Raw genomic sequence first — 22,893 nt, 5'->3', positions numbered from 1 at the left:
TCTGGAGAAGATGTAATCGCTGGCTCCGATATGCAAATCTGCCAAAATCCCAATTGCTCAAATCCCTTCAACGCTGATGGCAATAGGTTTTGCATTAGTTGCGGACACAGCAACTTTGGCGGATTGCTGCGAAACCGCTACCGCGTATTGAGATTATTAGGTGAAGGTGGATTTAGTAGAACTTACGCAGCAGAAGACGTTGATAGACTCAATGCTCCTTGCGTCATCAAGCAATTTTTTCCGCAAGTTCATGGAACTTCCGAACGCATCAAAGCAGCAGAATTATTCAAAGAAGAGGCTTTTCGATTATATGAACTAGGAGAAAATCATCTGCAAATTCCGAGATTGCTTGCTTACTTTGAACAAGGTACATGCTTGTATCTGGTACAAGAATTTATTCAAGGAAACACTCTTTCCATAGAAGTTCAGCAACAAAGTTTTACTGAAGACAAAATTCGAGGAATTTTAGCCGATTTATTGCCAGTTCTACAATTCATCCATTCACGCAACGTCATTCATCGCGATATCAAACCCGAAAATATTATCCGCCGTCAAACGGATGGCAGACTGGTATTAATTGATTTTGGTGGTGCTAAACAGGTAACGCAAACGAGTTTAGCCAGACAAGCCACAGTCCTTTATACACTCGGTTATGCACCTAGCGAGCAAATGGCTGGATTTGCTTGCCACGCCAGCGATCTATACGCTTTGGGTGTAACTTGTGCGCGGCTTTTGACTAAATGTTTGCCTGTAACAGATACTTATGGACAGATGCGCGATCGCCTTTTTGATCCCATGAGTTGCAAATGGTTATGGCGAGAAGTTGTGCAAGAAAAAGGCATTAGTGTTAGCCAAGATTTAGGGCAAATTCTGGATAAATTACTCAAACATTTAGCATCAGAAAGGTATCAATCAGCGGCAGAAGTTCTCAAAGATTTACATGCGAAAAAATCTTATTTTACATCTTCTGTTGTCCCAACTGTACCGCAAATTCTCACGCCTACCCGAGCGCAATTCTCTACAACAACCTCACAATCAATCACACCTGCATTTCCTGCCTTGGAAGCGTTTGAATTTGCAACGGTAACAGTAGACGCCAAAGGTAGGAAAATTAGTCAGAACTATAGTACAGCTAAGTACTATGCAGAAGATTTGGGAAATGGGATAACTATGGATATGGTAGCTATCCCCAGCGGTACTTTCGTGATGGGTTCAAGTGAAGATGAAGGAGATGCAAGCGAACGTCCGCAACATCAAGTCAGCATTGAACCTTTTTTTATGGGTAAATATCCTGTTACACAAGCACAGTGGAAGGCAGTAGCAGCTTTACCCAAAATCAAACAATCTTTGAATCCCTATCCATCGAAATTCAAAGGTGCAAATCGACCAGTAGAAAATGTATCTTGGCACGAAGCGGTAGAATTTTGTGCACGACTGTGGAAAAAAACTGGACGACATTATCGTTTACCCAGCGAAGCCGAATGGGAATATGCTTGTCGTGCTGGTACAACAACACCTTTCCACTTTGGTGAAACAATTACTGCTGAGTTCGCAAATTGTAGTAGCGGCGAATCTTCAGAAACAAAGAGCAACAACCGCAAAGAAACAACACCTGTAGGCAGTTTTGGTATAGCAAATGCCTTTGGATTGTATGATATGCATGGGTTAGTTTGGGAATGGTGCGCTGACCCTTGGCATAAAAATTACTATGGTGCTCCTGGTGATGGAAGCGTCTGGGAAATTGGCGGAGATATGCATCGCCGGGTACTGCGGGGTGGTTCTTGGAGTTTTACTCCTGAACTTTGTCGTTGCGCCAGTCGCAGCTGGAACGAAGCAGACGGCGGACTGCGGTTATGTGGCTTTCGGGTTGTAGCTGCTGCTTTTGGCTGGATTTCTTAGTGGATCGGCACGAATAATGTTAACTTGTGAGGGTCGTCATTTGTCATTTGTCATTTGTCATTGGGTAGGGGCAAAGCATTTGTACTAGTGGTTCATGTCATTAGTTTTTGATCAGTTGTGAAAGTTCGTAGTCAGGGCTTTAGCCCTTAAAATTGAGCGATAAATCGCTCACTACAAACCTCTCATAATTAATGACACAGACCACTAGTACATTCAGTTTTGATGTCAAGATATACATACAAATGCTTTGCCCTTACAAGCATTTTTACATTTTTAACATACCTGCTTTTATTTCCACCTACCTACTTAGTTTTCCATAAACACAATAATATTTCTGTAAATATCAGTATTCAAATCTTCTATAGGAAAAGTTTGTTCAAAGTTATTCAGTTCTGCATATTGCTTGTAACCGAGTTCTTTCATGAAATTTTTCAAATCTTCTCCCTTTGTTCCTGATGCGTCGAGAGTACCAGGATGTATCTCAATCATCAGATTAGGTTTGAGTGAGGTAATCATTTTCCTAGCACCTGTTAAAAATGCATATTCACTACCCTCTATATCTAGTTTGATGAAAGTTTTTCCAGAGAAATTTTGCCAGTCTACAGCCTCATCGAAACGTCTGATCGGAACTTTTACCCGATGATGCTTGTGTGTAGCTGAATGAGCTGAATAAATTCCAGCAGATCCAGAAGTGTCACACGGGATTAATAGTTCAATTTCGCCGTTAAAGTCACCGACTGCCATTTGATGAACTTGGAAACTAGATAATGCATTTGCAGCAAGAGAGTTTTCTGTTGCCTTTGCCAGCCTTGGTTGTGGTTCAATCGATACTACACAACCTTCTACTCCAACCAATTTACTTGCAACTATAGAGAAACTACCATGATTGGCTCCTACATCAATGAAGGTATCTCCTTTGGAAACAAGAGTAGACAAAATTCGAGTGTCAGTACTATCGTTTAATAATTCGTTGACAACATGCAACAAGCGTGGATCGGTAGGGACGAGATTTACTTTATATTTTGGTAGCTGAATTTGCAGATAATCCTGCGGCGATAACTGATTTGAAAGATTTGCGATCGCGAGAAATAGTCTTCTTCCTCCTTTGAGACTTGTTTTACCAGTAATTTTGAAATAGAGATAACAGTAAACGCTAAAAATTTGATATAAAACTGGCAACTGTTTTCTTAGAGATGGTTCAAACATCCATTCCAAAATATCACGCTCAAATATCCAATCTCCTGGATAGCTACGTCTTAGCCAGCTTATTACTTCTGCTAAACCCGGAATTCTTTTAAGAAAAGCTTTTAAAGTTTCAGTACTAGATGTAGTAGTCACAATGTTTACCTTTAACCATCTAAATATCAGGACTTGGTTAAAAAGATATTTGAGTTATAAAAATTTGATACCAATTCTCTATGACCTTGCACTTTATTCGCCCTCAGTTTAGAAGACTAGAGCATACAAACAAAGCCTGCCTATCCTTTAGCAATCCGAAAAATGCACGTCTACGCAGGCTATTAAGTGTATCTATAGGCTGAAATGGTAAGAAAAAATCAAAACTACTTTGTGATGCTACCTGTATTTTTCCTTAGTAGAAGTAAATGTTATTGGTAGTGAAATAAATTTATATCTACCCTAAGGCTGATTTTGCACATTGTTATAGACAAACCTGAATGAGTTTTGCTTATCTCAGCCAATAGGTGATGGACTAATGAACGATATTAACTAGTTCAGTCTGGTTATAAAATCTAGTGAGTAATTTCTGGCTAAAAAGTAATTAATCCCCTGGCTGGTTGAACCAGGAGTATGTAGAAAATATATTCGCTTCATGATTACAATCGCTGCAACAGGCTTAAACCATGAGTATCAGTACCACAGGTATTGTAAAGTCCGTATTCAGCAGCTAACTGTTGCACTTGTTGCGATTCTAAAGCACTCGGCCGCCAAGGGTTAGGATTATTGTAGGCGTAGAAAGCTTCCACACCATTAATACCAATTTCAGCAGCAGCAGGAATCAAATCTAAGTGCGATCGCCTGTAACGTGCTGGGTGAGCAAGCACTGCTAGTCCACCTGCTTTTTGAATCGAAGCAATGACATTAATTGCTTTATATTCTTCCCCAGTAGCAATTCTTCTTTGGATGTATGGTTTGATGCTGGTGTGTTCGGGATCGAACGCATAAGCTAAGATGTGAACCTCTACACCCAATAAATGGGCATTTATTTCTACACCAGTCCAAAGGTGAGGAACCTTTGCACCTGGATGGTTCCACTTCCAATCATCCAACCAGCTTAGTGCTGCTTGATAACCAGAAATACTATGATGGTCAGTGATTGCCATCCCTTCCAAGCTGATCGCGATCGCTTGTTGCATCAATGCACCTGGCTGTAATCTTCCATCAGAGTGGACGGTGTGCATGTGAAAGTTGAAGTATTTCGGACAACTTTGAGCATCAATGTTTTGAAATACTTCCTCTAAGGATTCTTTATCAGTAAAAGCAGTACGGACAAAATTGACAGCCATAACCCCCTCTGTCACTAAAATAGGTGATAGTTAACACTCCAACACTTCATATCCATAGCTAGGAAAATACCAGCACCTTCTTCTAGTGTTGGCAGCCCTTTTTTTGGGCTTGGTTGGTAAAATTTTTCAATATGTTAAGACTACGTTAGCAAATTCAAATGCGAGCAGTCATGAGTATTTTCGATTGCCAATATCAGTAAAAGTAAGAAATATTGCCCAATATTACCGTTATTTCCACATAAAAATTTTGCGGAAAGAATGACTGCAATATTTATGGATTGAGTCAAAAAAACACTCACCAAGACAAGGGAAAAACTTGGTTGAGAGTGTTAAATTTAGCATTTATTCAGGTAGTCCTACTAACTCACCTGAACCAGTAATTACTTCACCAATGATATGAACCGCAACATTTTGTGACTCAAAATGAGAAATTGCTTGTTGTATTTGTTGAGGAGGTACGAGTAGTACAAAACCTATGCCCATATTGAAGGTGTGATACATTGCTTGGGCACTGACGGAACCAGCCTCAGCTAGCCATTGAAATACAGGCGGAATTGACCAACTGTTAGGGTCTATTTTAATCGCTTGCCCTTGTCCCAAACATCTGGGTAAATTTTCTGGCAACCCACCGCCTGTGATGTGGGCCATACCGTGAATTTCTAACCCCGCTTGACGTGCAGCCAGAACAGGTTTAACGTAAATGCGAGTAGGTGTGAGAAAAGTTTCTCCTAAAGTTTTACCAGCGAGTAAATCAGGGGTATCGTTCCAAGCAAATCCGCGATCGCTGATAATTTTTCTCACCAAACTATAGCCATTACTATGAATACCAGCGCTAGCAAGGGCGATCGCTACATCTCCTACTTGTACCTGAGAACCATCAAGCAGCTGGCTTTTTTCTACAACTCCCACACAAAACCCAGCCAAATCATACTCACCCGCTTGGTAGAAACCAGGCATTTCTGCCGTTTCTCCTCCCAACAACGCACAACCAGCTTGTTTGCAACCAGAGGCGATACCCGCCACTACTTGAGTTAACTGTTCTTTGTCTAGCTTCCCAGTCGCCAAATAATCTAAAAAAAACAGCGGTTCTGCACCAGATGTCAACACGTCGTTAACGCACATCGCCACCAAATCAATACCAACGGTGTCATGACAGTTGAGAACTTGAGCAATTTTGAGCTTTGTACCCACACCATCAGTCCCAGAAACTAAAACAGGTTCCTTGTAGCCTGTGGGTAATTGAAAGTAACCACTAAAGCCACCCAGTCCACCCAGCACTCCCTGTCTAAAAGTGCTGTGAACCAAGTTGCGAATTTGAGTTACAAACGCTCGACCAGCCTCAACATCAACTCCTGCTTCCTTATAGTCCATTACTCAAAACACCGTTATCAATGCGCCAACCACTTAGGTTATCATCACACATTTTGTCATTAGTCATTAGTCATTAGTCATTTGTGAAAGACCAATGACTAATGACCAATGACCAATGACCCTTGACTAATCAAAATACCTGATCTTCGATACCATGCCACCATTCACCTAAATTCATTAAATCTTGGTGAATGTCTGCCAAAGCATCCGCATACTCATTTTCTGAAAGTGCTTCTCGCAGTTCTTCCAGTTTCTTCAGTCGCAGCTGTACCATCAGCCAAGGCTTGGCAATGCTATCAGTTGCTTCCATGTATTGGGCTAATTGTTTGCTATCCATGTTTTGAATTTCCCAATTGTTGAAGATATAGGTTGCTTTAATACAATTTGAATCAAAAACAGTCACGATGACATCGTGACTGTCTTCAGTTTTAATGAATCAAATGATGTTCTGATTTGACAGTACTTAAAAAAGTAACTCTCACCAAGCAGAGCAAATTTGACAGCTAATTAAGCTTTAGCGTATTGTTCAGCAGCAAAATCCCAGTTGACTAAATTATCCAGGAAGTTCTTGATGAACGCAGGACGAGCATTGCGGTAATCAATGTAGTAAGCGTGTTCCCAAACATCCAAGGTTAGAAGTGCTTTTTGTCCATGAACGAGAGGGTTTTCTGCATTAGGTGTTTTGGTGACTTTTAAAGTACCATTATCATCTACCAACCAAGCCCAGCCACTACCAAATTGAGTTGCTGCGGCGTTGGAGAACTCTTCTTTGAATTTGTCAAAACTACCAAAATCTTTTTCAATTTTGGAAGCTAAATCACCTGTAGGTTGACCGCCACCCGCTGGCTTTAGGCAGTTCCAGAAGAATGTATGGTTCCAAACTTGAGCAGCGTTATTAAAGATTCCTGTCTTCGAGGAATCTTTAAACGAGATTTGGATCACCTCTTCCAGAGGCTTATCAGCAAGTTCTGTGCCTTCAGTCAGCTTGTTCAGGTTATCTACATAAGCCTTGTGATGCTTGCCATAATGGTACTCGAAAGTTTCAGCTTTCATACCATATTGCTCTAAAGCATCCATCGGAAAAGGAAGGGGGGGCTGTGTAAATGCCATTTTGTGAAATCCTCTCTTTAGCGTTTTCCAGTCTTAGAGCTTCTAACAGAAGCTTCGGAAAATACATACTAAGTGCTTAGCAGTTTAAATTGCTTAACACTGGCAACAAAACTTAATAACTCGATTCTACTAGCAAACCTGGTACTGAAAACCTCAATCCAGAGTCGTATCTCGACGAAAATCCTACCAAAAAACTGTGTTTTTGAGAACTTTTGTCCAAAAATCTATCGTAGGTATGATTTTAAACACACTTATATAACTAAATTGTTATGATTGCCATTTGTGTACAGATATGGTTGCCACCAAAATAATGTAATTAATTTGACAATTATATCGCGATCGCCAACAAACTAAATAAGCCGCAGATTATATATTGACATTAGACAAAAGATATGGATTTACAAAAAGTAAGAGTAACTTTTTAAATATCATAGATCCTAGAGTAGAACCCACCTATGAACTCATCAAATACAGTAAAACAATTACAGGCGCAATGGATAACACCAGAAAACTTTCGTCATTACGGACAGGTGATTTTTCCGAGTCAAGACGGTAAAAGCTTTGATGCAGAAGATGCTCAATTAGTACTGGACAAAGGTACACCCCGTTTTTACATCATGCGCTTGGAACGTCGAGGGCGGAAATTTCATAAAATTACTCGCCATGTACAATGTACTCAATGTCTGGGTTCATTGGCAGGAAAAGATTGGTTGATTGCCGTTTGTCCTCCCAATAATAATGTGGATGAACCAGATTTAGAAAAAATTGCAGCTTTCCGCATTCCAGGAAATTGTTTTATCAAGTTAGAAGTGGGAACTTGGCACGCAGGGCCATATTTTGAGCATGAAGTTGTGGATTTTTATAATTTAGAATTGAGTGACACAAATGTGGTAGATCATTTCACTCATGATTTTTTGAAGAGTCAGAATTTGGAGTTTGAGATTGTTTAGGCAAGCCTAACGTTTATTCGCAAATATTTTCTCAGTGCGATCGCATTGCATTTCCAAACAACAAAAGATGTCCCATTTTACTTGGTGTCTTGGTGTCTTGGTGGTGAAAATAATCTCTTTTTAAACCACATAGACGCGCAGCGGCTTCCCGCAGGGTAGACACTAAGACACTAAGGCAAGAATAACCAATCAAAAAGGATTAACAAAATCATGCTAAGCGGCAAACTGAAGTCGTGCCGCATAGCAAAAGCTGAACTTCACAAGAATAATTCGCCAGTCTTGAATGTTAAAGCTACTGGGTGCTGCGACGGTTAACTCTACTAATTGTCTCAGTAGTTCTGGAGCAATGGGGTCTGGTTTGAAAGTTTTGATGGAACGACGCTGAAAAATAGCGCTTGGTACATCCAGAGGTTGGGCTTGTAGGTTCAATTCCTGAGTAATTGGATTCATGCAATTCCCTTCTGGTTTAATGAATGGGTGATTGATTGACAGCCAAATGCAAATTACCAAGGAAGAGAGTATATAGAAATGCTTTCTTCCCCAGTTGGAATATACCCGACTTTTAGCCAGTTCACATCTATTTGATTAATGCACTTGTTGCACTTCCAGTGTTGGGTAATCGGTGTATCCTTTCTCTCCACCACCGTAAAATGTGGATGGATCGGGTTGATTTAGTGGTGCATTCAGGGCAAAGCGTCGGGGTAAATCTGGATTGGCTATAAACAGCTTGCCAAAGGAAACTAAATCCGCTTCTCCTGTTGCTAAGACGGCATTACCTTTTTCCAAGGTATAATCGCCGTTGACCATCAATGTCCCTTTGTAGCGCTGCCGTATGTGGCTGGTAGGTACTACTATTGCGCCATGTCTGATATCTGCTTCTGTCGCTTCATAGATATGCAGATATGCCAAATCAAACTGATTGAGTGCTTGGGCTGCATAACCGAAAGTTTCCAACGGATTGGAGTCATGCATATCATTAAACGTTCCACTAGGAGAAAGGCGTACTCCTACCCGTTTCGCACTCCAAACACCAGTTACTGCTTCTGTCACTTCCACAAGAAATCGAGTGCGATTCTCTATTGAACCCCCGTATTCGTCTGTGCGCTGATTCGTACCATCTCGCAGGAATTGGTCAATTAAATAACCATTGGCTCCGTGAATCTCCACACCGTCAAACCCAGCGGCAAGGGCATTTTCTGCTCCCTGACGATACTGTTCTACAATCCCTGGAATTTCAGAAGTTTCCAAAGCACGAGGCGTTACGAAGGGTTTCATTCCTTCGTACGTCGCTGCTTCACCTTTAGGTGTAATGGCTGAAGGCGCTACAGGTAACGCTCCATCCGGTTGCAAGTCAGGGTGAGAAATGCGTCCGACGTGCCAAAGTTGTAGGAATATCCTTCCTCCTTGCTGGTGTACTGCATCTGTAACCAATCTCCAACCTGCTACCTGTTCGGGCGAATGAATTCCTGGTGTATAAGGATACCCTTGCCCTTGGGGTGAAACCTGTGTTGCTTCGGTAATGATTAGTCCTGCGGATGCACGTTGAGCGTAATACTCTGCGTTGAGTTCGTGGGGCACGTTTCCTTCACCCGCACGATTACGGGTTAGGGGAGCCATAACTATACGGTTAGGCAGTTCTAAGTCGTCCATTTTGTATGAGCTGAGTAAATTGATACTTGCGTTCATAGATATCATCTCTCAAAATCTTTTTTTGGTGAAGTTTGCAGCTTAGTAAGTACTGCAATTAAAGTGCAATATTTTTTACTTGGTGAAGAAACTGCGATCGCCCTCTCAAGAAGATCGCACTGTCTTCGCCGATTGGTTAAACAACAATGCTCTTGACTTTTCAACATCAAGCGCCTGATTTTTGAAAGCTTCTGCCTTTCCATAAGCGCGGACTGTCGCCGGACGTACCTGAATAGTCTCAAACCAGCGCTTGAGGTTGGGAAAATCTTCTAGCTTCTGGCCTTGACCTTCATAGGGTACAATCCAGGGATAAGCTGCAATATCGGCAATAGAATAATTATGACCAGCAACAAATTCGCGATCGCTCAGCCGTTTATCCAGCACAGCGTATAATCGCCCCGTCTCATTCACGTAACGATTGATGGCATAAGGAATTTTTTCTGGCGCGTATTGGCTGAAGTGGTGGTTCTGTCCCGCCATCGGCCCCAGACCTCCCATTTGCCAGAATAACCACTGGAGAACTTCAACACGTCCTCTTGTATCACTTGGAATCAGCTTCCCAGTTTTTTCTGCTAAATACAGCAGAATTGCACCAGACTCGAAGACTGAAATTGGTTCGCCACCATCAGCAGGGGCGCGATCGATAATCGCAGGTATGCGATTGTTGGGTGAAATCTTGAGAAACTCAGGTTTAAATTGATCGCCTGCACCAATATTTACAGGAATAATGGTGTAGGGAAGTTCGGCTTCCTCAAGGAACATCGTGATTTTGTGACCATTTGGTGTTGTCCAATAATAAAGTTCAATCATGGTTTTTTCACCTTTCAAAACTATTCAAATGTTTCTTATGACTTTGGTGATTTGGCGATCGCAGCAAAAACTCTGTGGTGAACTTCAAGAATCGGCGTTGGATATTTTGCTTGGAGTAATACCGTAAATTCACGGTCAAATACTTCTACTTGGTCTGGTGTCAAGCTGGCTTTCACACCAGCACTAGCCCGAATTCGTCCGCGCCAGCCTTCATGAGTGTAAGGAACAAATACATCGTAAGAGAATGTTTGTATTTCACAGAATCCTCCATCTCCAAGGTCTCGTAACCACATGGGATACAAACCGTTTCTACCGCCCATGTTCCACGCTGGATTATGTGCCTCTATTAGTTGTTCGGTTGCTTCAACCACATTGCCTTTCAACGGTATCCAATCAAAATGAGCTATGACGATGTAGCTATTTGCTCGCAGTATCCGAGTAACTTCCTCTACAGCACGCGGACGATCAAACCAATGCCAGCACTGTCCAGCGGTAACAACATCAGCGCTTGACTCTTGCAAGCCTGTATTCTCAGCAGTTGCTACCCGATAATCTATCTTGACATTGGCAGATTGGTCTAACTGCTTCGCTTGTTCGAGCATTGCTGCTGATGGATCTATGGCAATCACATGACAACCTCTAGTTGCAAAGCCACGCGCTAGTGTTCCTGTTCCTGTGCCGAGATCAACAATGGTTTGTGCGGGTAAGCCAATACCGTATTCAGACAGTCTATTAAAAAATGAACTGGGAAAGCCTGCACGGTACTTTGCGTAATCACTAGCAGTTGCACCAAAATCTATTTTCATAAGTTCGGTGTAATCTCTGCAAATGGTTTTGGCTCGTAAATACCAAGATTGTTGACTAATATATCTATGCTAGAAACCTGTTGCAGGACTTGTTCTGCTCCTGCTTTTGTTGCTAAATCGGCAACAATCCCAGAAACTTGAGCTTCAGGGTTGCTTTGTTTAATTTTGTCTATCGCCTCTGCGACTCTTTGCTCAGATCGACCAGCGATCGTAACCGATGCACCCTCTTGTGCTAGATTTTGGGCGATCGCAAAGCCAATACCTGCTGTTGAACCGCTTACCAGCGCAGATTTTCCCCGTAATTTTAAGTCCATAGAGCTAACTCCTGTGACTTACAAAAATTGGGAATGGTTAGTGGTTAGTAGTTAGTAGTTAGTAGTTGGTGGTTGGTCGTCTCCCACTCCCCCACTCTCCCCATCTCCCCATCTTCAAGCTAGGTAGGGTGAGCAATTAGCCCACCTTACTATCAACCTAGATTACAGATACTGTGCTAAAGTTTTAGCTAAGGTTGTTTTTGGTACTGCACCGACAACCGTATCGACTTGCCGACCGCCTTTAAACACCATGAGTGTCGGAATGCTGCGAATCCCATAATGGCTGGCAACAGTGGGATTTTGATCTGTATTCAGCTTCACCACTTTTACCTGTCCTGTGTATTCGGCAGCCACTTCATCTACGACGGGAGCCACCATGCGACAAGGACCACACCAAGGTGCCCAGAAGTCTACTAACACGGTAACTTCACTTTCGAGGACTTCTTGCCTGAATGTGGCTTCTGTCACGTTAGTAATGGATGACATACTCGCCCTCCTGTTGTTTCGTTTATTCGATAAAATCGAATAAATAAAATATAATCTAATTTTTGGGATAATGCAAGTATGAGATTCTTATATCATCCAGAGCGAAAACATATTTCATTGGCAGGAGTATTGTATGCTTTAGGCGATCCTGTACGGTTAGAGATTGTACGGCAATTGGCGACTAAGGGGGAGCAGTGTTGTGCCGATTTTGATTTTGCGATCGCCAAGTCCACCATGTCCAACCACTTTAAAATTTTAAGAGAGTCAGGCGTAGTCTGGACGCGCAAAGAAGGAACACAACATATAAATTCACTCAGGCGGGAGGATTTAGAAGTATTGTTTCCGGGGTTGTTGGATGTAATATTGCGATCGGCACAACCGTTAATGAGTCAAGAGTCAAGAGTCATTGGTCATTAGTCATTGGTCATTAGTCATTAGTCATTGGTTATTATTTACCAACCACTAACCACTAACCACTAACCAATGTACAGACGTGCCATGGCACGTCTCTACAACTACTAACCACTAACCACTAACCACTAACCAATCTAAATATCTAACCGCATTTCGTTGGTTGTCGAAAAACCAAGGCGTTCGTAAACTGGTTTGCCAGAGGGCGAGGCGTGGAGAATAACTCGCGTACAGTTTAGTATCCGCAAGTGGTCAACTGCCATACTCGTCAGCTGCTTGGCGATACCTTGACCACGGTAATTTATGTCAACATAAACACCCCATATATAGCCATATTTGCGGTAATGCTCTGCAAATACGTGGGGGTATAGACCAGTAAACAACTGACAACTAGTTGAACCAACCACTTTACCGCCAATTTCTGCCACAAAAGCTTTGTAGTATAATTCTCGACGAGCGCGACTGATAAAGTCCAGAATCACCTCAAGCCAGTCAGAACGGATGGACTCAGCCGAAACGTCGTTATCTTGCCATAGTTGATAAAAGTGTTGAGCAATCAGAGAATCTTCTTGGGGAATAGCTTCCCGAAAATGAACAGTTGGTGTTACCGACATTATTCAAAATACATGGGGTTGCGTTTCATCTAGGATTCCGCAATTCACCTCCCGCCACAACGGAGTTTGGCGGTGAGGTGAATTGCGGAGTAATTGAGGGGGTTCGATACCCCCTCAATTACTAGGGGTGCTTTGCTTCTCAACGTAAGATTTAAGTTGTTCAAGAGTAACACCTCCGCAAGATGCAACAAAATAAGCACCTGTCCAAAAAACGGGTTTGCTGTAAAACCGATTGACGTGTTCTTGAAATTCTTTGCGAATTAAACGGCTAGAAACAGTTTTAAGATTATTGACTAGTTTGCTGACTTCAACGTCCGGTGGGTAGTTGATAACCAGGTGAATATAATCCGATTCTCCGTTAAACTCTGTAACTTTACTTCTCCACTTGGTACAGGTGTTTTCAAATATTTCCTGCAATCTCTTCAGTATTGGTTGATTGATTACTTTTTTACGGTATTTCGTCACAAGCACCAAATGAATATTAAGGTTGTAAACTGCTCTGTATCCTATATTGTAAGTCATGGCGCTAAATGGTATCATGACTAGATGTTACTCACCTACCAGTACAAACTCAACCCCGCACCAGAACAGGTTGTCACTCTTGAGACCTGGGGTGAGTTGCTGCGTCGCCACTACAACTATGCGTTAGGGCAAAGGCTAGATTGGTTGAATCGTACAAGGTCACAAATTGACCGTTGTAGTTTAGTTTGCTCCCCAATTGGTGAAATTCCAGAAAAAGTAGATTACTACACACAAGCAAGCGACCTCAAACAGACCAAAGAGTTATTTCCTGAGTACAAAAACATTTACGCCGACTGCCAACAACAAAACCTAATGAGGTTGGACAAAGCGTGGAAGCGTTGGTTGGTGCCAGATCAGAACGGAAAGCGGGGAGGACGCCCGCGTTTTAAAAAGCGTGGTGATATTTGTTCTTTCACCTTTCCACGTGTTAACTCTCCCAAGGCGGGCGCACATCTGGTAGGTAACACTCTCAAGCTTTCTAAAATTGGTGAAATCAAAGTTATATTGCATCGCCCAATCCCAGATGGATTTGAAATTAAACAAGCAACAATTTTAAGGAAAGCTGATGGTTGGTATGTTAGTTTTTCTTTAGAAGATAAAACTGTGCCTACTGCATTACCTATTGATGAAATTAAAACGGCTACTGGCATAGATGTTGGATTAGAAAAGTTTTTAACCACTGCTGATGGACAAAGCATTGCAGTACCGCAGTATTATCGTAAAGCACAAACGAGTTTAGCCCGTCAACAGCGCAAGCTTGCACGTAAAACAAAAGGGTCTAAAAACTACCAAAAACAAGCGGGCATTGTAGCTAGACTTCATCTACACATTGCAAGACAAAGAAAAGAATTTCATTATCAAGTTGCTCATTGGTTGCTTAAATCTTATGACTTAATTATTTTTGAAAACCTGAACATCAAAGGCTTGGCTAGAACACGACTAGCTAAGCCAATACTTGATGTTGCTTGGGGTGCATTCCTTCAAATCATGCAAGCAGTAGCGGTCAGACGCGGCAAGCATACCAGAGGTGTTGACCCCAGAGGCACAAGTATCAATTGCTCAGGGTGTGGCTTCAGAGTCGAGAAAACTCTTGCAGTTCGTGTTCATAGCTGTTCTTGTGGGTTGGTCATTGACCGAGACTGGAACAGCGCACTTAATTTGTTAAATCTTGGGTCGGTTGGACTACCGATTCCTGGCTGTGGAGGCTTAGGGGATGCCCAGCCCGTGAAGCAGCAAGTCTCTTATGTGAATTTGAGATGCTACCGCTACACTGCTTGCAGTTAGCGGGAGAGTTGTCACCCTATTATTTCTATATTCTCAATAAAAGCATCAATCTCTCCCTATCCCCCCATCAAAACATATGACCGCACCAGCAGCACCTACATCAATGTGGAGTCCCCTGCGGCAGCCAGTATTTCGTGCTTTGTGGATAGCGTCGGCGGTATCAACTATTGGTACTTGGATGCACGACGTAGGGGCAGCTTGGTTAATGACTACTCTGGCTCCCAACTCACCGCTGTTGGTAGCGCTAATGCAGGCGGCAGCTAGCTTACCCTTTTTTTTGCTGGCATTACCAGCAGGAGCGATCGCTGATGTCGTCGATCGCCGCAAGCTGCTACTGTGGACGCAAACTTGGATGCTGGTGGTTGCAGCCTTACTGGGAGTACTGACTCTGGCAAAAGTTATCAATCCTTGGATACTCTTAGCGCTGACCTTTGCCTTGAGTGTCGGCAGTTCCATAAACATGCCCGTCTGGCAAGCCATCACTCCGGAACTTGTGACAAAGGAGGATTTACCACAGGCCGTCACCCTCAGTGGCATAGTGATTAACCTTTCACGTTCCATCGGCCCGGCTTTGGCAGGGATAGTGATTGCTGCTACTGGCACGGGAGCCGTGTTTCTACTCAATGCCCTTTCCTTTGTCGGGGTGATCCTGGTAATCTCTCGGTGGCAACGCACACTCCCAAAAAGTGCCTTACCTGCTGAACGGTTGTGGGGAGCAATGCAAGCTGGAGTTCGTTACGTACGCTATGCCCCATCCTTGCAAACGGTGCTAATTCGCACAACGGCATACATTTTCTTTGCCAGTGCTTTATTTGCCCTACTGCCACTACTGGGACGACAAGAGTTAAAACTGGATGCATTAGGATACGGTATCATTCTTGGCTTTTGGGGCATCGGTGGTTTGGCGGGAGCATTCATTTTACCCCAGCTGCGGCAGCGGTTTTCTATTGACCAGTTGGTTGCTTGGTCATCCTTACTCATGGGAGCGATGATGTTAGCACTAGCATACGTTCGTAACCTGTCTCTAGTATGCGGGGTGATGGTGCTAGTGGGAATTTCTTCTCTGAGTGTAATGGTTAGTTTAAATGTCTCAGCACAAACATCTGTGCCTACGTGGGTGCGGGCACGAGCTTTAGCCGTGCAATTACTCGTGTTTCAAGGGTGTATGACTTTGGGTAGTTTGTTGTGGGGTACTGTAGCCCAACGCACAAATATTTCGATTTCCCTTGCCAGCGCCGCTGTCGGATTGATTGTCTGTGTCGTGCTAACCAAGCGCTATCGCTTGCGTTGTGCCGAAAAATTGGATTTGCGGTCATCTCTGCACTGGGATCAACCAACTATAGCTTTTGAACCCTGTCCGAATGATGGCCCGGTGTTAATTACCTTGGAGTATCGCATCGATCCAGCTAACGCTGATGAGTTCACCAAAGTGATGAAGATACTGAGAAACATTCGCCTGCGCGATGGCGCGATTCAGTGGGGCTTGTTTCACGATCTCTCAGATCCCGGTCGGTTTGTGGAAACAGCACTTGTAGAATCTTGGGCAGAACACAAGCGGCAATTTGAGCGAGTGACAAATGCAGATAAGGTGATTGAAGAACGGGTTCGTGCTTTTCACATTGGCGATGAACCACCGAAGGTTTCCCAAATGATTTACGCCAATTACACAGATAATAAAGGTTTCCAGCAACCGTGTTGAAGTTATTCAACCAAGCAAACTATGAACACTCCCAGCCACGCTATCCTCAACCTGGCAATTCTTATTGCTCCCCAGCAACCGACAGCTACTTTACCTATAGTTTTCGGTGCTGTATTACCGGATGTGCCGATGTTTGTAATGTATTGTTGGGCGAAAGTAATTCGTCGGCAATCAGAGTATCAAATTTGGTCAGAAACCTACTTTAGTCCCTTTTGGCAAAATATTACTCATGCCTTCCATTCCATTCCTCTAGCACTAATTGGTATTTTTCTCGCTCATTACTTTGGCTGGTGGCAGGCAGAAATTATTGGCATCAGCGCTTTTTTACATGCTTTGGCTGATTTTCCCGTCCATAACGAGGATGCTCACAGACACTTCTTACCCTTTAGTAATTACCGATTTATTAGCCCTATCTCTTACTGGAACCCAAATTATCACGGTAGGGTAGTATCTTTAATCGAAAAGCTACTAGTATTGATAGCAACTTTCTACGTTTTTCCACTACAGCAATCTTGGGTCAGTAAAGGACTATTGATAGCAGTCAACTTTGTTTATTTATCCGGTTATTTGTACATAAAACTTTTCCGTCGGTGTCAACACGTTGACAAAGAAAAAGAATGGCAGGCAACCTGAATACAAAACAGAAGGCAGAGGAGAGGAGGCGTGAGTTCGCCATGTGCAGACGAATAAGGATCGCTGTGACAGAAGGGAAAAAATTAAGTGTTTATTTCATTGATAACAGTCTGTGAACTTCGTTAATGAGACTTGGATACTCGTGGACGAGCATTGGAACCTTGTTAATGAATCTTTGATACTCGTGAACAAATATCAGAACCTTGTTAATGAGCATTTAATTCTCGTTAACGACTCTTTGCAACTTGTAGGCGAGTATCAGAATCTCATCGATGAATATTGGAAACTTGACTTTGGATTTTAAGAATTTCCTGTAGCTGCTGTTCATAGAAAAACTCCTTTTCTCCCAAGGCTGGAACCAAATCAGTTAACCAGCTTGCTTGCTCGTCATAACGTGCAAAAAAGGGACGTTTGCACCAATCGCGATCGCGTCCTTGCAAGAAAGAAAGTACAAACACCTTCTCGCCCTTAATCTGTGCGACGCCATCCACTGCAACTTTACCCGGTAGTGCTGACATGACTGGGCCTCGAACCGTACGAGCTAAACCAGACACCTTTTGGATTGCGCCTTGAAATATTTCCCAAGCTTGAACAATTGGCACTTCAAAGTAGTGTTTTGCACCGGTGTCACGTTCCATAAACATGTAGTAGGGGACGCAACCTAAGCGAACTTGCTCTTGCCACATCCGCGTCCATACTTGGGAAGAATCATTAATTCCACGCATGAGCGGCGCTTGGGTACGAATTTGCGCTCCTGTGGTGCGGATGCGGCGGATCGCTGCTTGAGCAATTTCGGTTTCGATTTCTTTCCAGTGGTCATAGTGTGCCATAATCGCGAGATGCTTGCCTGCAAGAGTTACCTTCTCAAACAAACGCAAGACATCATCAGCATCTTCATCTGTCAAAAACCGATAAGGCCAGTAAGCTACTGACTTAGTACCAATCCGAATCGTCTGGATATGTTCAAAACCCTCACCTAATAGCGGTTCGATATACAAAGAGAGATGCCTAGCTTTCATCGTCATTGGATCTCCCCCGGTAATTAAAACATCTGTTACCTCTTGATGTTGGCGAAGATAGTCTTGGAAAAGTCCTGATTCGCGGGTAGCAAATTTTATTCCGTCCATACCGAGAAACTGCGGCCAGCGAAAGCAGAACGTGCAATATGCATGACAAGTTTGACCGGCTGTAGGAAAAATCAGGACTGTCTCGGGATATTTGTGTTGAATTCCCGGTACTCGCTTGCCATCAAGACTTGGAACATTGTATTCAACTTGCCCAGCTGGATGGGGGTTGAGTTGCGATCGAATTGCATTTACAACCAGACGCAAATCTTCTGGGGTGGAATTCTGGAGATGCCAAATTACCTTATCCAGAGATTCGGGAGATAACATCTCTCCCTGAGGAAAGGTGAGCCGAAAAATTGGGTCATCAGGAATGTTCTCCCAATCAATTAGCTCCTCTACCACATAATTATTGACACGGAACGGCAACACTTGAGCAACTGCTTTGATTGCCAAGCGGTCTGCTGCTGAAAGTTTTTGCAGTTGGGGAAGCCGATCTATGTCTTTTATTCCATATAGTTCGATTTTTTTAGGTTTAATTTGTAACATTCATTAATCTCTTTAATATTTAGGATAAATTAGAAAGATTTTTACCTTTTGCCTGCTGGCTGAAACACTTGGTGTCTTTGTGCCTTGGTGGTTAAAAACTTTTGAACCACTAAGACACCAAGACACAAAGATAAAATGATTAATTTTCAATAGCACCCAATTCTTTGAGCGTATCTTTTTGTACCTCGTTCAAACCAACAACACCTTTAATGTTCATCCCTTCATAGGGTCTTTTTGGCAAAAACGTTTTGATGCACTCACCTGTTGTGATATTCCATTGTTTGATGGCTCCATCTTGGGAACCACTGAATAAATAACCATCGGAACTGAAAGTAACAGAACGCACCCAATTGCTATGTCCTTTCAGCGTGTTAATACGCTGGCTGCTGTCAAGATCCCAAATCTCTACGGTGTGATTGACGCAAGCACAGGCAATAATTTTACCTTCGGCACTAAAAGCCACAGAACGCACCCAATCTTGACAGTGTAAAATTTGACGGCATTCTCCAGTGTAAATATCCCACAGCCGTACAGTTTTATCATCGCTACCACTGGCTAAGATCCCCCCAAACCCCCCTTCCAAAGGGGGGCTAAAAGCAACAGACCAGATTCGCATCGTATGTCCTTCCAAAGTGCGAAGACATTCACCTGTATGGACATTCCACAGCCGCACGGTTTTATCGTTACTAGCGCTAGCGAGAATTTCACCGTCGGGACTAAAAGTGACAGACTGCACCCAATTTGTATGCCCCTGCAAAGTCTCAAAGCATTGACCTGTACGAACATTCCATAGCTTGATGCTACAGTCAACGCTACCGCTGGCGAGAGTTTGACCATCAGGGCTAAAAGCAATAGACCGAACGCGATCGCTATTTCGCAAAATTTTCACACACTGTCCGGTTAGAATATCCCAAAACCTAATAGTGTGGTCATCACCGCCGCTAGCTAATATCTCCATTGAATTGTACGCCGCAGGTGTTTTTGGAGAGTAAGCGACAGACCAGAGGCGGCCAGTGTGCCCTTCCAAAGTGCGGATACATTCGCCAGTGTGAATATCCCACAACCGTACAGTTTTATCATCGTTGCTACTCGCAATTATCTTCCCATCTGCACTAACGGCTAGGTCGTGTACCCAATTGGTGTATCCTTGCAAGACTTGGATGCATTGATGAGTCTCAACATCCCAAAACCTAACGGTTTTGTCATAACCACCACTGGCGAGTGTTTTTCCATCGGGACTAAAGGTAACAGACCGTATGGAATTGGTATGTCCCTCAAGAGTTTTAAAACATTTGCGCGTTGTTATATCCCAAAGTCTGACTGTTTGGTCAGAACTGCCAGTAGCGAGAATTTTTCCATCGGGACTGAAGGCTACAGAACGTATTGAACTGGTGTGTCCTTTGAGAGTCTGCAAACATTCACGCGTTGTTATATCCCAGAGTCTGACTGTTTTGTCAGCACTGGCGCTGGCGAGAATTTTCCCATTGGGACTAAAGTCTAAGGACAACACCAACTTTGTATGTCCTTGAAGAGTATCAAGACATTGGCCTGTTTTCACATCCCAAAGCCTAATAGTTTGATCGGCACTGCCACTGGCAAGAATTTTGCCATCGGGACTAAAACTTACATCACGTACAAAGCTGTTATGTCCCTTTAAAATTTTCAAGCATTCCTGGCTGCGAACATCCCAAAGTCTGATAGTTTCATCACTACTACCGCTAGCAACTATATTACCTTGGGGACTAAAGACTACAGACCTGATCCAATCAGTATGTCCCTGAAAAGTTGTTAAAAGTTTTTGGCTTTTGACATCCCATAGTTTCACAGTTTGATCATCGCTACTACTAATAAGTGATTTTCCATCCGGACTAAAAGCAACGGTTCTTAGCCAGTTGTCGTGTGCTTTCCAATTACAAATTTGTTCACCGTTTGCAGCTTGCCAAAAACTTATTCTGCCATCAGCATCACCCGTAGCAACAATTTCTCCATTGACTGGGTGAAATGCTACTGACAAAACACTATCGAAGCTGCCAGCAAAAACAGACTTGGATAAATCTGAATTAGTAAAGTTGACATTATGCAACTTCACACCGATGAGGTATGCTTGACAAATCTTTAAATTGGCAAAATCACAACCACTTAAATCAATTCCTAAATGACACAGGAGATTAATAACATTTCCTCCTGCATAACCTGATGTAAGTGGTGTATTTACCTGCAAGATCGCTATAATTTGCAAAAGATGTTCTTTGATGAGATTTTTATTACCAAAAGTATTAATTAACCTTTCAGCAACTGGCTCCAATAGAAAACGAACTTGGGTATTTCTGATTTTTCCTTCTGTTTGAGCCTTTAGTAAGGCATACCTTTTGAAGAGTGAAATTTTCTCTAGAGTAATATCTGAGGTAATTTCTTCACAAATCTGGTTAACTAATTGGCTAACCATATATTCCATGACTACGGGCTGTAGCGTAAATCTAGATAAACCCTTTTCGTTATTAATTAGCGATCGCCGCCGCAGTGATTCTAAAGCTTCAATTAATTGTGGTTGTGATGCAGTGGAAATAATATCTGCTTGTAATTCTGAAAATGAAGTGGGTTTCAAATTAATTGCCAGCCAAAATAAAATTTCTTTTTCTAAGTCTGATAAACGATTAAATTGCTGTTCTAAAAGATTACGAATATCCCCAACAAACACTGAATTACCTTGACTGAGAAATTCAGTAATATTTCCGCCAAATACTTCTTGAATAGTGGTGGCAACTATTTTTAATGCTAAGGGATTACCTGCGTAGTGATCTATTAATTTGTTCCAGTCTTCCTCTGAACCAAAAAAATCACCTTTACCAACAAAAATGCTCTTTGCTGCCAGATTTTCTAAACCGCTTAATTGTAAGACTCGAACTTTGAGTTGGTCTCCTTCCAAGGTGACAATTTCTCTCGGAATCTCCCGACTAGTTAACACCAAACAGCTTTGATGAGGCATTTCTCCTATTTGTCGGAACAGTTCTCCATATCCTTCATATCCTTTTTTATACTGTCCAGCACTTTCACCCCCCAGCAGGATTGACTCTGCATTATCCAGTACGAGTAAACAGCGGTATTTCCGCAAACAGGCAATTAGTTGTGAAATTCCCGTTGCTACATCCGACCATTCGATTTTCGCTTCGTGGTCTGTGCAAAAGAACGCGATCGCATCTGCCAGAATTTCTTCAACAGTAGGTGCATGACGCAGCGATCGCCAGATCGCGTACTCAAACCGATCCTGAATTTTCTGTGCCAGCTTCGTAGATAAAGCTGTTTTGCCAATTCCCCCCATACCAAATATCGCCACAAGTCGGCAGCGATCTTTGACTACCCATTCCTCTAAAAGGTCTAACTCTAACTCACGTCCAAAGAAAATGGGAACATCTGGTGCTTCGCCAAAATCCCGCTGGGATGAGGCACTAGCTGTTGTTGATAACTGATATCTCTCGTTTAGGAGATTCCTGATGATCTCTAATTTTCCAGGAGTACTCCCGGCAATACCAAACTTTTGGTAGACCGAACCAAGCCGCTTACGTACCGCCGCCGCACTAATATCAAGAGTGGTTGCTATAGACTCTGCCGTATGACCAGCCAAAGCCAGAACTAAGGCGCTTAGTTCTGCTTCAGATATATTGCGTTCAGTCGTAATTGCTCTCAAAAAGCTTTTGGAAATTTCAGTCATAGGGGTAAACCTCTCCAGACTAATTTATAAGTATGTGAGGTAAAAAAGAGCTTTTAGTTATACTTGGTTATCGTCAGTAGAATTCAAGACATCTCCTTTAGTCAGCTCTCTGGCAATCAAGAGGACGGGAGAGGATCAAACCAGCCCTAGAAAAGGCGAAAAATTACACTAGGTAACAAATCACCACTACCAAATATACTCTAAATTATCAACTTGTCAACCTAAATTATCAATGAGTATTGACAACTATATCAAGCAACTATAGAATTTATAACTAACTAGGTGTAAATATAGTTAACTAGTGCAAAATGGCAGAAATAACTATCCAGTTGAAAAATTAGCTTTCACCCGCGCATGGTGCAGCTACACAAACAAAAGCTGGGTCGGTAGGCTTCGTAGGAATAGCTCCAGGCATTATCCTTTTGCCTTCTTGTACTAGGTAGAAATTGCG

20 protein-coding genes and 1 pseudogene are annotated in these 22,893 nt (G+C 42.7%); 6 read left to right on the top strand and 15 right to left on the bottom strand.

The window, feature by feature from the left end:
• The first annotated feature begins 30 nt into the window (after nucleotides 1-30).
• Entirely contained in the window at nucleotides 31-1,899 is a 1,869-nt protein-coding gene (locus tag FIS9605_RS0105665) for a bifunctional serine/threonine-protein kinase/formylglycine-generating enzyme family protein (RefSeq protein WP_026731716.1), read from the top strand.
• A gap of 306 nt (nucleotides 1,900-2,205) precedes the next feature.
• On the opposite strand, the gene FIS9605_RS41735 is transcribed toward FIS9605_RS0105665, so the two are convergent.
• The 5 genes from FIS9605_RS41735 to FIS9605_RS0105640 all read right to left on the bottom strand — a co-directional run bounded on the left by FIS9605_RS41735 (nucleotide 2,206) and on the right by FIS9605_RS0105640 (nucleotide 6,905).
• Entirely contained in the window at nucleotides 2,206-3,237 is a 1,032-nt protein-coding gene (locus tag FIS9605_RS41735) for an FkbM family methyltransferase (protein WP_026731715.1), read from the bottom strand.
• A 497-nt stretch (nucleotides 3,238-3,734) separates the two neighbouring features.
• Complete coding sequence (locus FIS9605_RS0105655; protein WP_026731714.1) at nucleotides 3,735-4,424, bottom strand: PHP domain-containing protein; 690 nt, start codon at nucleotides 4,422-4,424, stop codon at nucleotides 3,735-3,737.
• Between the two features lie 342 nt (nucleotides 4,425-4,766).
• Nucleotides 4,767-5,795 (bottom strand): phosphoribosylformylglycinamidine cyclo-ligase, encoded by a 1,029-nt coding sequence (purM, locus tag FIS9605_RS0105650; RefSeq protein WP_026731713.1) that lies wholly within the window; start codon nucleotides 5,793-5,795, stop codon nucleotides 4,767-4,769.
• Between the two features lie 130 nt (nucleotides 5,796-5,925).
• The gene (locus tag FIS9605_RS0105645) at nucleotides 5,926-6,132 is read right to left on the bottom strand and encodes a hypothetical protein (protein ID WP_026731712.1); all 207 of its coding nucleotides are present in this window, start codon (nucleotides 6,130-6,132) and stop codon (nucleotides 5,926-5,928) included.
• Nucleotides 6,133-6,302: 170 nt separating this feature from the next.
• Entirely contained in the window at nucleotides 6,303-6,905 is a 603-nt protein-coding gene (locus FIS9605_RS0105640) for a superoxide dismutase (protein WP_026731711.1), read from the bottom strand.
• A gap of 455 nt (nucleotides 6,906-7,360) precedes the next feature.
• Between FIS9605_RS0105640 and FIS9605_RS0105635 the strand changes: the two genes are divergently transcribed.
• Nucleotides 7,361-7,855, top strand: coding sequence for an ureidoglycolate lyase (locus FIS9605_RS0105635; protein WP_026731710.1), 495 nt, complete (start codon nucleotides 7,361-7,363; stop codon nucleotides 7,853-7,855).
• Nucleotides 7,856-8,110: 255 nt separating this feature from the next.
• On the opposite strand, the pseudogene FIS9605_RS0105630 reads toward FIS9605_RS0105635, so the two are convergent.
• The 6 genes and pseudogenes from FIS9605_RS0105630 to trxA form a co-directional block, all read right to left on the bottom strand.
• A pseudogene (locus tag FIS9605_RS0105630) lies at nucleotides 8,111-8,305 on the bottom strand (nitroreductase family protein); the annotation flags it as partial.
• A gap of 135 nt (nucleotides 8,306-8,440) precedes the next feature.
• Nucleotides 8,441-9,541, bottom strand: a complete 1,101-nt coding sequence (locus FIS9605_RS0105625; protein ID WP_026731708.1) for an alkene reductase — start codon at nucleotides 9,539-9,541, stop codon at nucleotides 8,441-8,443.
• Between the two features lie 105 nt (nucleotides 9,542-9,646).
• Nucleotides 9,647-10,351: a glutathione binding-like protein gene (locus tag FIS9605_RS0105620; RefSeq protein ID WP_026731707.1), complete on the bottom strand. Its 705-nt coding sequence runs from the start codon at nucleotides 10,349-10,351 to the stop codon at nucleotides 9,647-9,649.
• Between the two features lie 35 nt (nucleotides 10,352-10,386).
• Nucleotides 10,387-11,157 carry a class I SAM-dependent methyltransferase gene (locus FIS9605_RS0105615; protein WP_026733319.1) on the bottom strand — a complete coding sequence of 257 codons (771 nt, stop codon included), beginning with the start codon at nucleotides 11,155-11,157 and terminating at the stop codon, nucleotides 10,387-10,389.
• A complete protein-coding gene (locus FIS9605_RS36330; protein ID WP_231510245.1) occupies nucleotides 11,154-11,471 on the bottom strand; it encodes an SDR family NAD(P)-dependent oxidoreductase in 318 nt (105 codons plus the stop codon). Before FIS9605_RS36330 ends, FIS9605_RS0105615 begins: the two co-directional genes overlap by 4 nt.
• 162 nt (nucleotides 11,472-11,633) lie before the next feature.
• Entirely contained in the window at nucleotides 11,634-11,957 is a 324-nt protein-coding gene (gene trxA / locus FIS9605_RS0105605) for a thioredoxin (protein ID WP_026731706.1), read from the bottom strand.
• A gap of 78 nt (nucleotides 11,958-12,035) precedes the next feature.
• On the opposite strand from trxA, the gene FIS9605_RS0105600 reads away from it, so the two are divergent.
• Nucleotides 12,036-12,374 (top strand): ArsR/SmtB family transcription factor, encoded by a 339-nt coding sequence (locus FIS9605_RS0105600; RefSeq protein WP_026731705.1) that lies wholly within the window; start codon nucleotides 12,036-12,038, stop codon nucleotides 12,372-12,374.
• 131 nt (nucleotides 12,375-12,505) lie between these two features.
• Here FIS9605_RS0105600 and FIS9605_RS0105595 read toward each other — a convergent pair whose 3' ends face one another.
• Together FIS9605_RS0105595 and tnpA are read right to left on the bottom strand one after the other, a co-directional pair.
• Nucleotides 12,506-12,982: a GNAT family N-acetyltransferase gene (locus FIS9605_RS0105595; RefSeq protein WP_026731704.1), complete on the bottom strand. Its 477-nt coding sequence runs from the start codon at nucleotides 12,980-12,982 to the stop codon at nucleotides 12,506-12,508.
• A 114-nt stretch (nucleotides 12,983-13,096) separates the two neighbouring features.
• Nucleotides 13,097-13,522 (bottom strand): IS200/IS605 family transposase, encoded by a 426-nt coding sequence (gene tnpA / locus FIS9605_RS0105590; protein WP_082209728.1) that lies wholly within the window; start codon nucleotides 13,520-13,522, stop codon nucleotides 13,097-13,099.
• 6 nt (nucleotides 13,523-13,528) lie between these two features.
• On the opposite strand from tnpA, the gene FIS9605_RS0105585 reads away from it, so the two are divergent.
• From FIS9605_RS0105585 to FIS9605_RS0105575, 3 genes are all read left to right on the top strand, one after another.
• Nucleotides 13,529-14,788, top strand: coding sequence for an RNA-guided endonuclease InsQ/TnpB family protein (locus FIS9605_RS0105585; RefSeq protein ID WP_026731702.1), 1,260 nt, complete (start codon nucleotides 13,529-13,531; stop codon nucleotides 14,786-14,788).
• Between the two features lie 76 nt (nucleotides 14,789-14,864).
• Nucleotides 14,865-16,487 (top strand): MFS transporter, encoded by a 1,623-nt coding sequence (locus FIS9605_RS0105580; RefSeq protein WP_026731701.1) that lies wholly within the window; start codon nucleotides 14,865-14,867, stop codon nucleotides 16,485-16,487.
• A 21-nt stretch (nucleotides 16,488-16,508) separates the two neighbouring features.
• A complete protein-coding gene (locus FIS9605_RS0105575) occupies nucleotides 16,509-17,120 on the top strand; it encodes a hypothetical protein (RefSeq protein ID WP_026731700.1) in 612 nt (203 codons plus the stop codon).
• Nucleotides 17,121-17,386: 266 nt separating this feature from the next.
• Here FIS9605_RS0105575 and FIS9605_RS36325 read toward each other — a convergent pair whose 3' ends face one another.
• Both FIS9605_RS36325 and FIS9605_RS0105565 read right to left on the bottom strand, forming a co-directional pair.
• Nucleotides 17,387-18,733, bottom strand: a complete 1,347-nt coding sequence (locus FIS9605_RS36325) for a KamA family radical SAM protein (protein ID WP_051469933.1) — start codon at nucleotides 18,731-18,733, stop codon at nucleotides 17,387-17,389.
• 139 nt (nucleotides 18,734-18,872) lie between these two features.
• Nucleotides 18,873-22,442, bottom strand: coding sequence for an NB-ARC domain-containing protein (locus FIS9605_RS0105565; RefSeq protein ID WP_035139413.1), 3,570 nt, complete (start codon nucleotides 22,440-22,442; stop codon nucleotides 18,873-18,875).
• Between the last annotated feature and the right edge of the window lie 451 nt (nucleotides 22,443-22,893).

The sequence above is a fragment of the Fischerella sp. PCC 9605 genome (assembly GCF_000517105.1).
Lineage (GTDB): Bacteria > Cyanobacteriota > Cyanobacteriia > Cyanobacteriales > Nostocaceae > PCC9605.
Note: the sequence above shows the minus strand (reverse complement) of the source record. Positions and strands in the feature narration are given on the sequence as shown.

Bases quoted from the DNA above. Each gene is read 5' to 3' on its own strand.
- FIS9605_RS0105665 (WP_026731716.1), top strand. From the start codon at position 31: ATGCAAATCTGCCAAAATCCCAATTGCTCAAATCCCTTCAACGCTGAT.
- FIS9605_RS0105655 (WP_026731714.1), bottom strand. From the start codon at position 4,424: ATGGCTGTCAATTTTGTCCGTACTGCTTTTACTGATAAAGAATCCTTA.
- purM (WP_026731713.1), bottom strand. From the start codon at position 5,795: ATGGACTATAAGGAAGCAGGAGTTGATGTTGAGGCTGGTCGAGCGTTT.
- FIS9605_RS0105645 (WP_026731712.1), bottom strand. From the start codon at position 6,132: ATGGATAGCAAACAATTAGCCCAATACATGGAAGCAACTGATAGCATT.
- FIS9605_RS0105640 (WP_026731711.1), bottom strand. From the start codon at position 6,905: ATGGCATTTACACAGCCCCCCCTTCCTTTTCCGATGGATGCTTTAGAG.
- FIS9605_RS0105635 (WP_026731710.1), top strand. From the start codon at position 7,361: ATGAACTCATCAAATACAGTAAAACAATTACAGGCGCAATGGATAACA.
- FIS9605_RS0105625 (WP_026731708.1), bottom strand. From the start codon at position 9,541: ATGAACGCAAGTATCAATTTACTCAGCTCATACAAAATGGACGACTTA.
- FIS9605_RS0105620 (WP_026731707.1), bottom strand. From the start codon at position 10,351: ATGATTGAACTTTATTATTGGACAACACCAAATGGTCACAAAATCACG.
- FIS9605_RS0105615 (WP_026733319.1), bottom strand. From the start codon at position 11,157: ATGAAAATAGATTTTGGTGCAACTGCTAGTGATTACGCAAAGTACCGT.
- FIS9605_RS36330 (WP_231510245.1), bottom strand. From the start codon at position 11,471: ATGGACTTAAAATTACGGGGAAAATCTGCGCTGGTAAGCGGTTCAACA.
- trxA (WP_026731706.1), bottom strand. From the start codon at position 11,957: ATGTCATCCATTACTAACGTGACAGAAGCCACATTCAGGCAAGAAGTC.
- FIS9605_RS0105600 (WP_026731705.1), top strand. From the start codon at position 12,036: ATGAGATTCTTATATCATCCAGAGCGAAAACATATTTCATTGGCAGGA.
- FIS9605_RS0105595 (WP_026731704.1), bottom strand. From the start codon at position 12,982: ATGTCGGTAACACCAACTGTTCATTTTCGGGAAGCTATTCCCCAAGAA.
- tnpA (WP_082209728.1), bottom strand. From the start codon at position 13,522: ATGATACCATTTAGCGCCATGACTTACAATATAGGATACAGAGCAGTT.
- FIS9605_RS0105585 (WP_026731702.1), top strand. From the start codon at position 13,529: ATGTTACTCACCTACCAGTACAAACTCAACCCCGCACCAGAACAGGTT.
- FIS9605_RS0105580 (WP_026731701.1), top strand. From the start codon at position 14,865: ATGACCGCACCAGCAGCACCTACATCAATGTGGAGTCCCCTGCGGCAG.
- FIS9605_RS0105575 (WP_026731700.1), top strand. From the start codon at position 16,509: ATGAACACTCCCAGCCACGCTATCCTCAACCTGGCAATTCTTATTGCT.
- FIS9605_RS36325 (WP_051469933.1), bottom strand. From the start codon at position 18,733: ATGTTACAAATTAAACCTAAAAAAATCGAACTATATGGAATAAAAGAC.
- FIS9605_RS0105565 (WP_035139413.1), bottom strand. From the start codon at position 22,442: ATGACTGAAATTTCCAAAAGCTTTTTGAGAGCAATTACGACTGAACGC.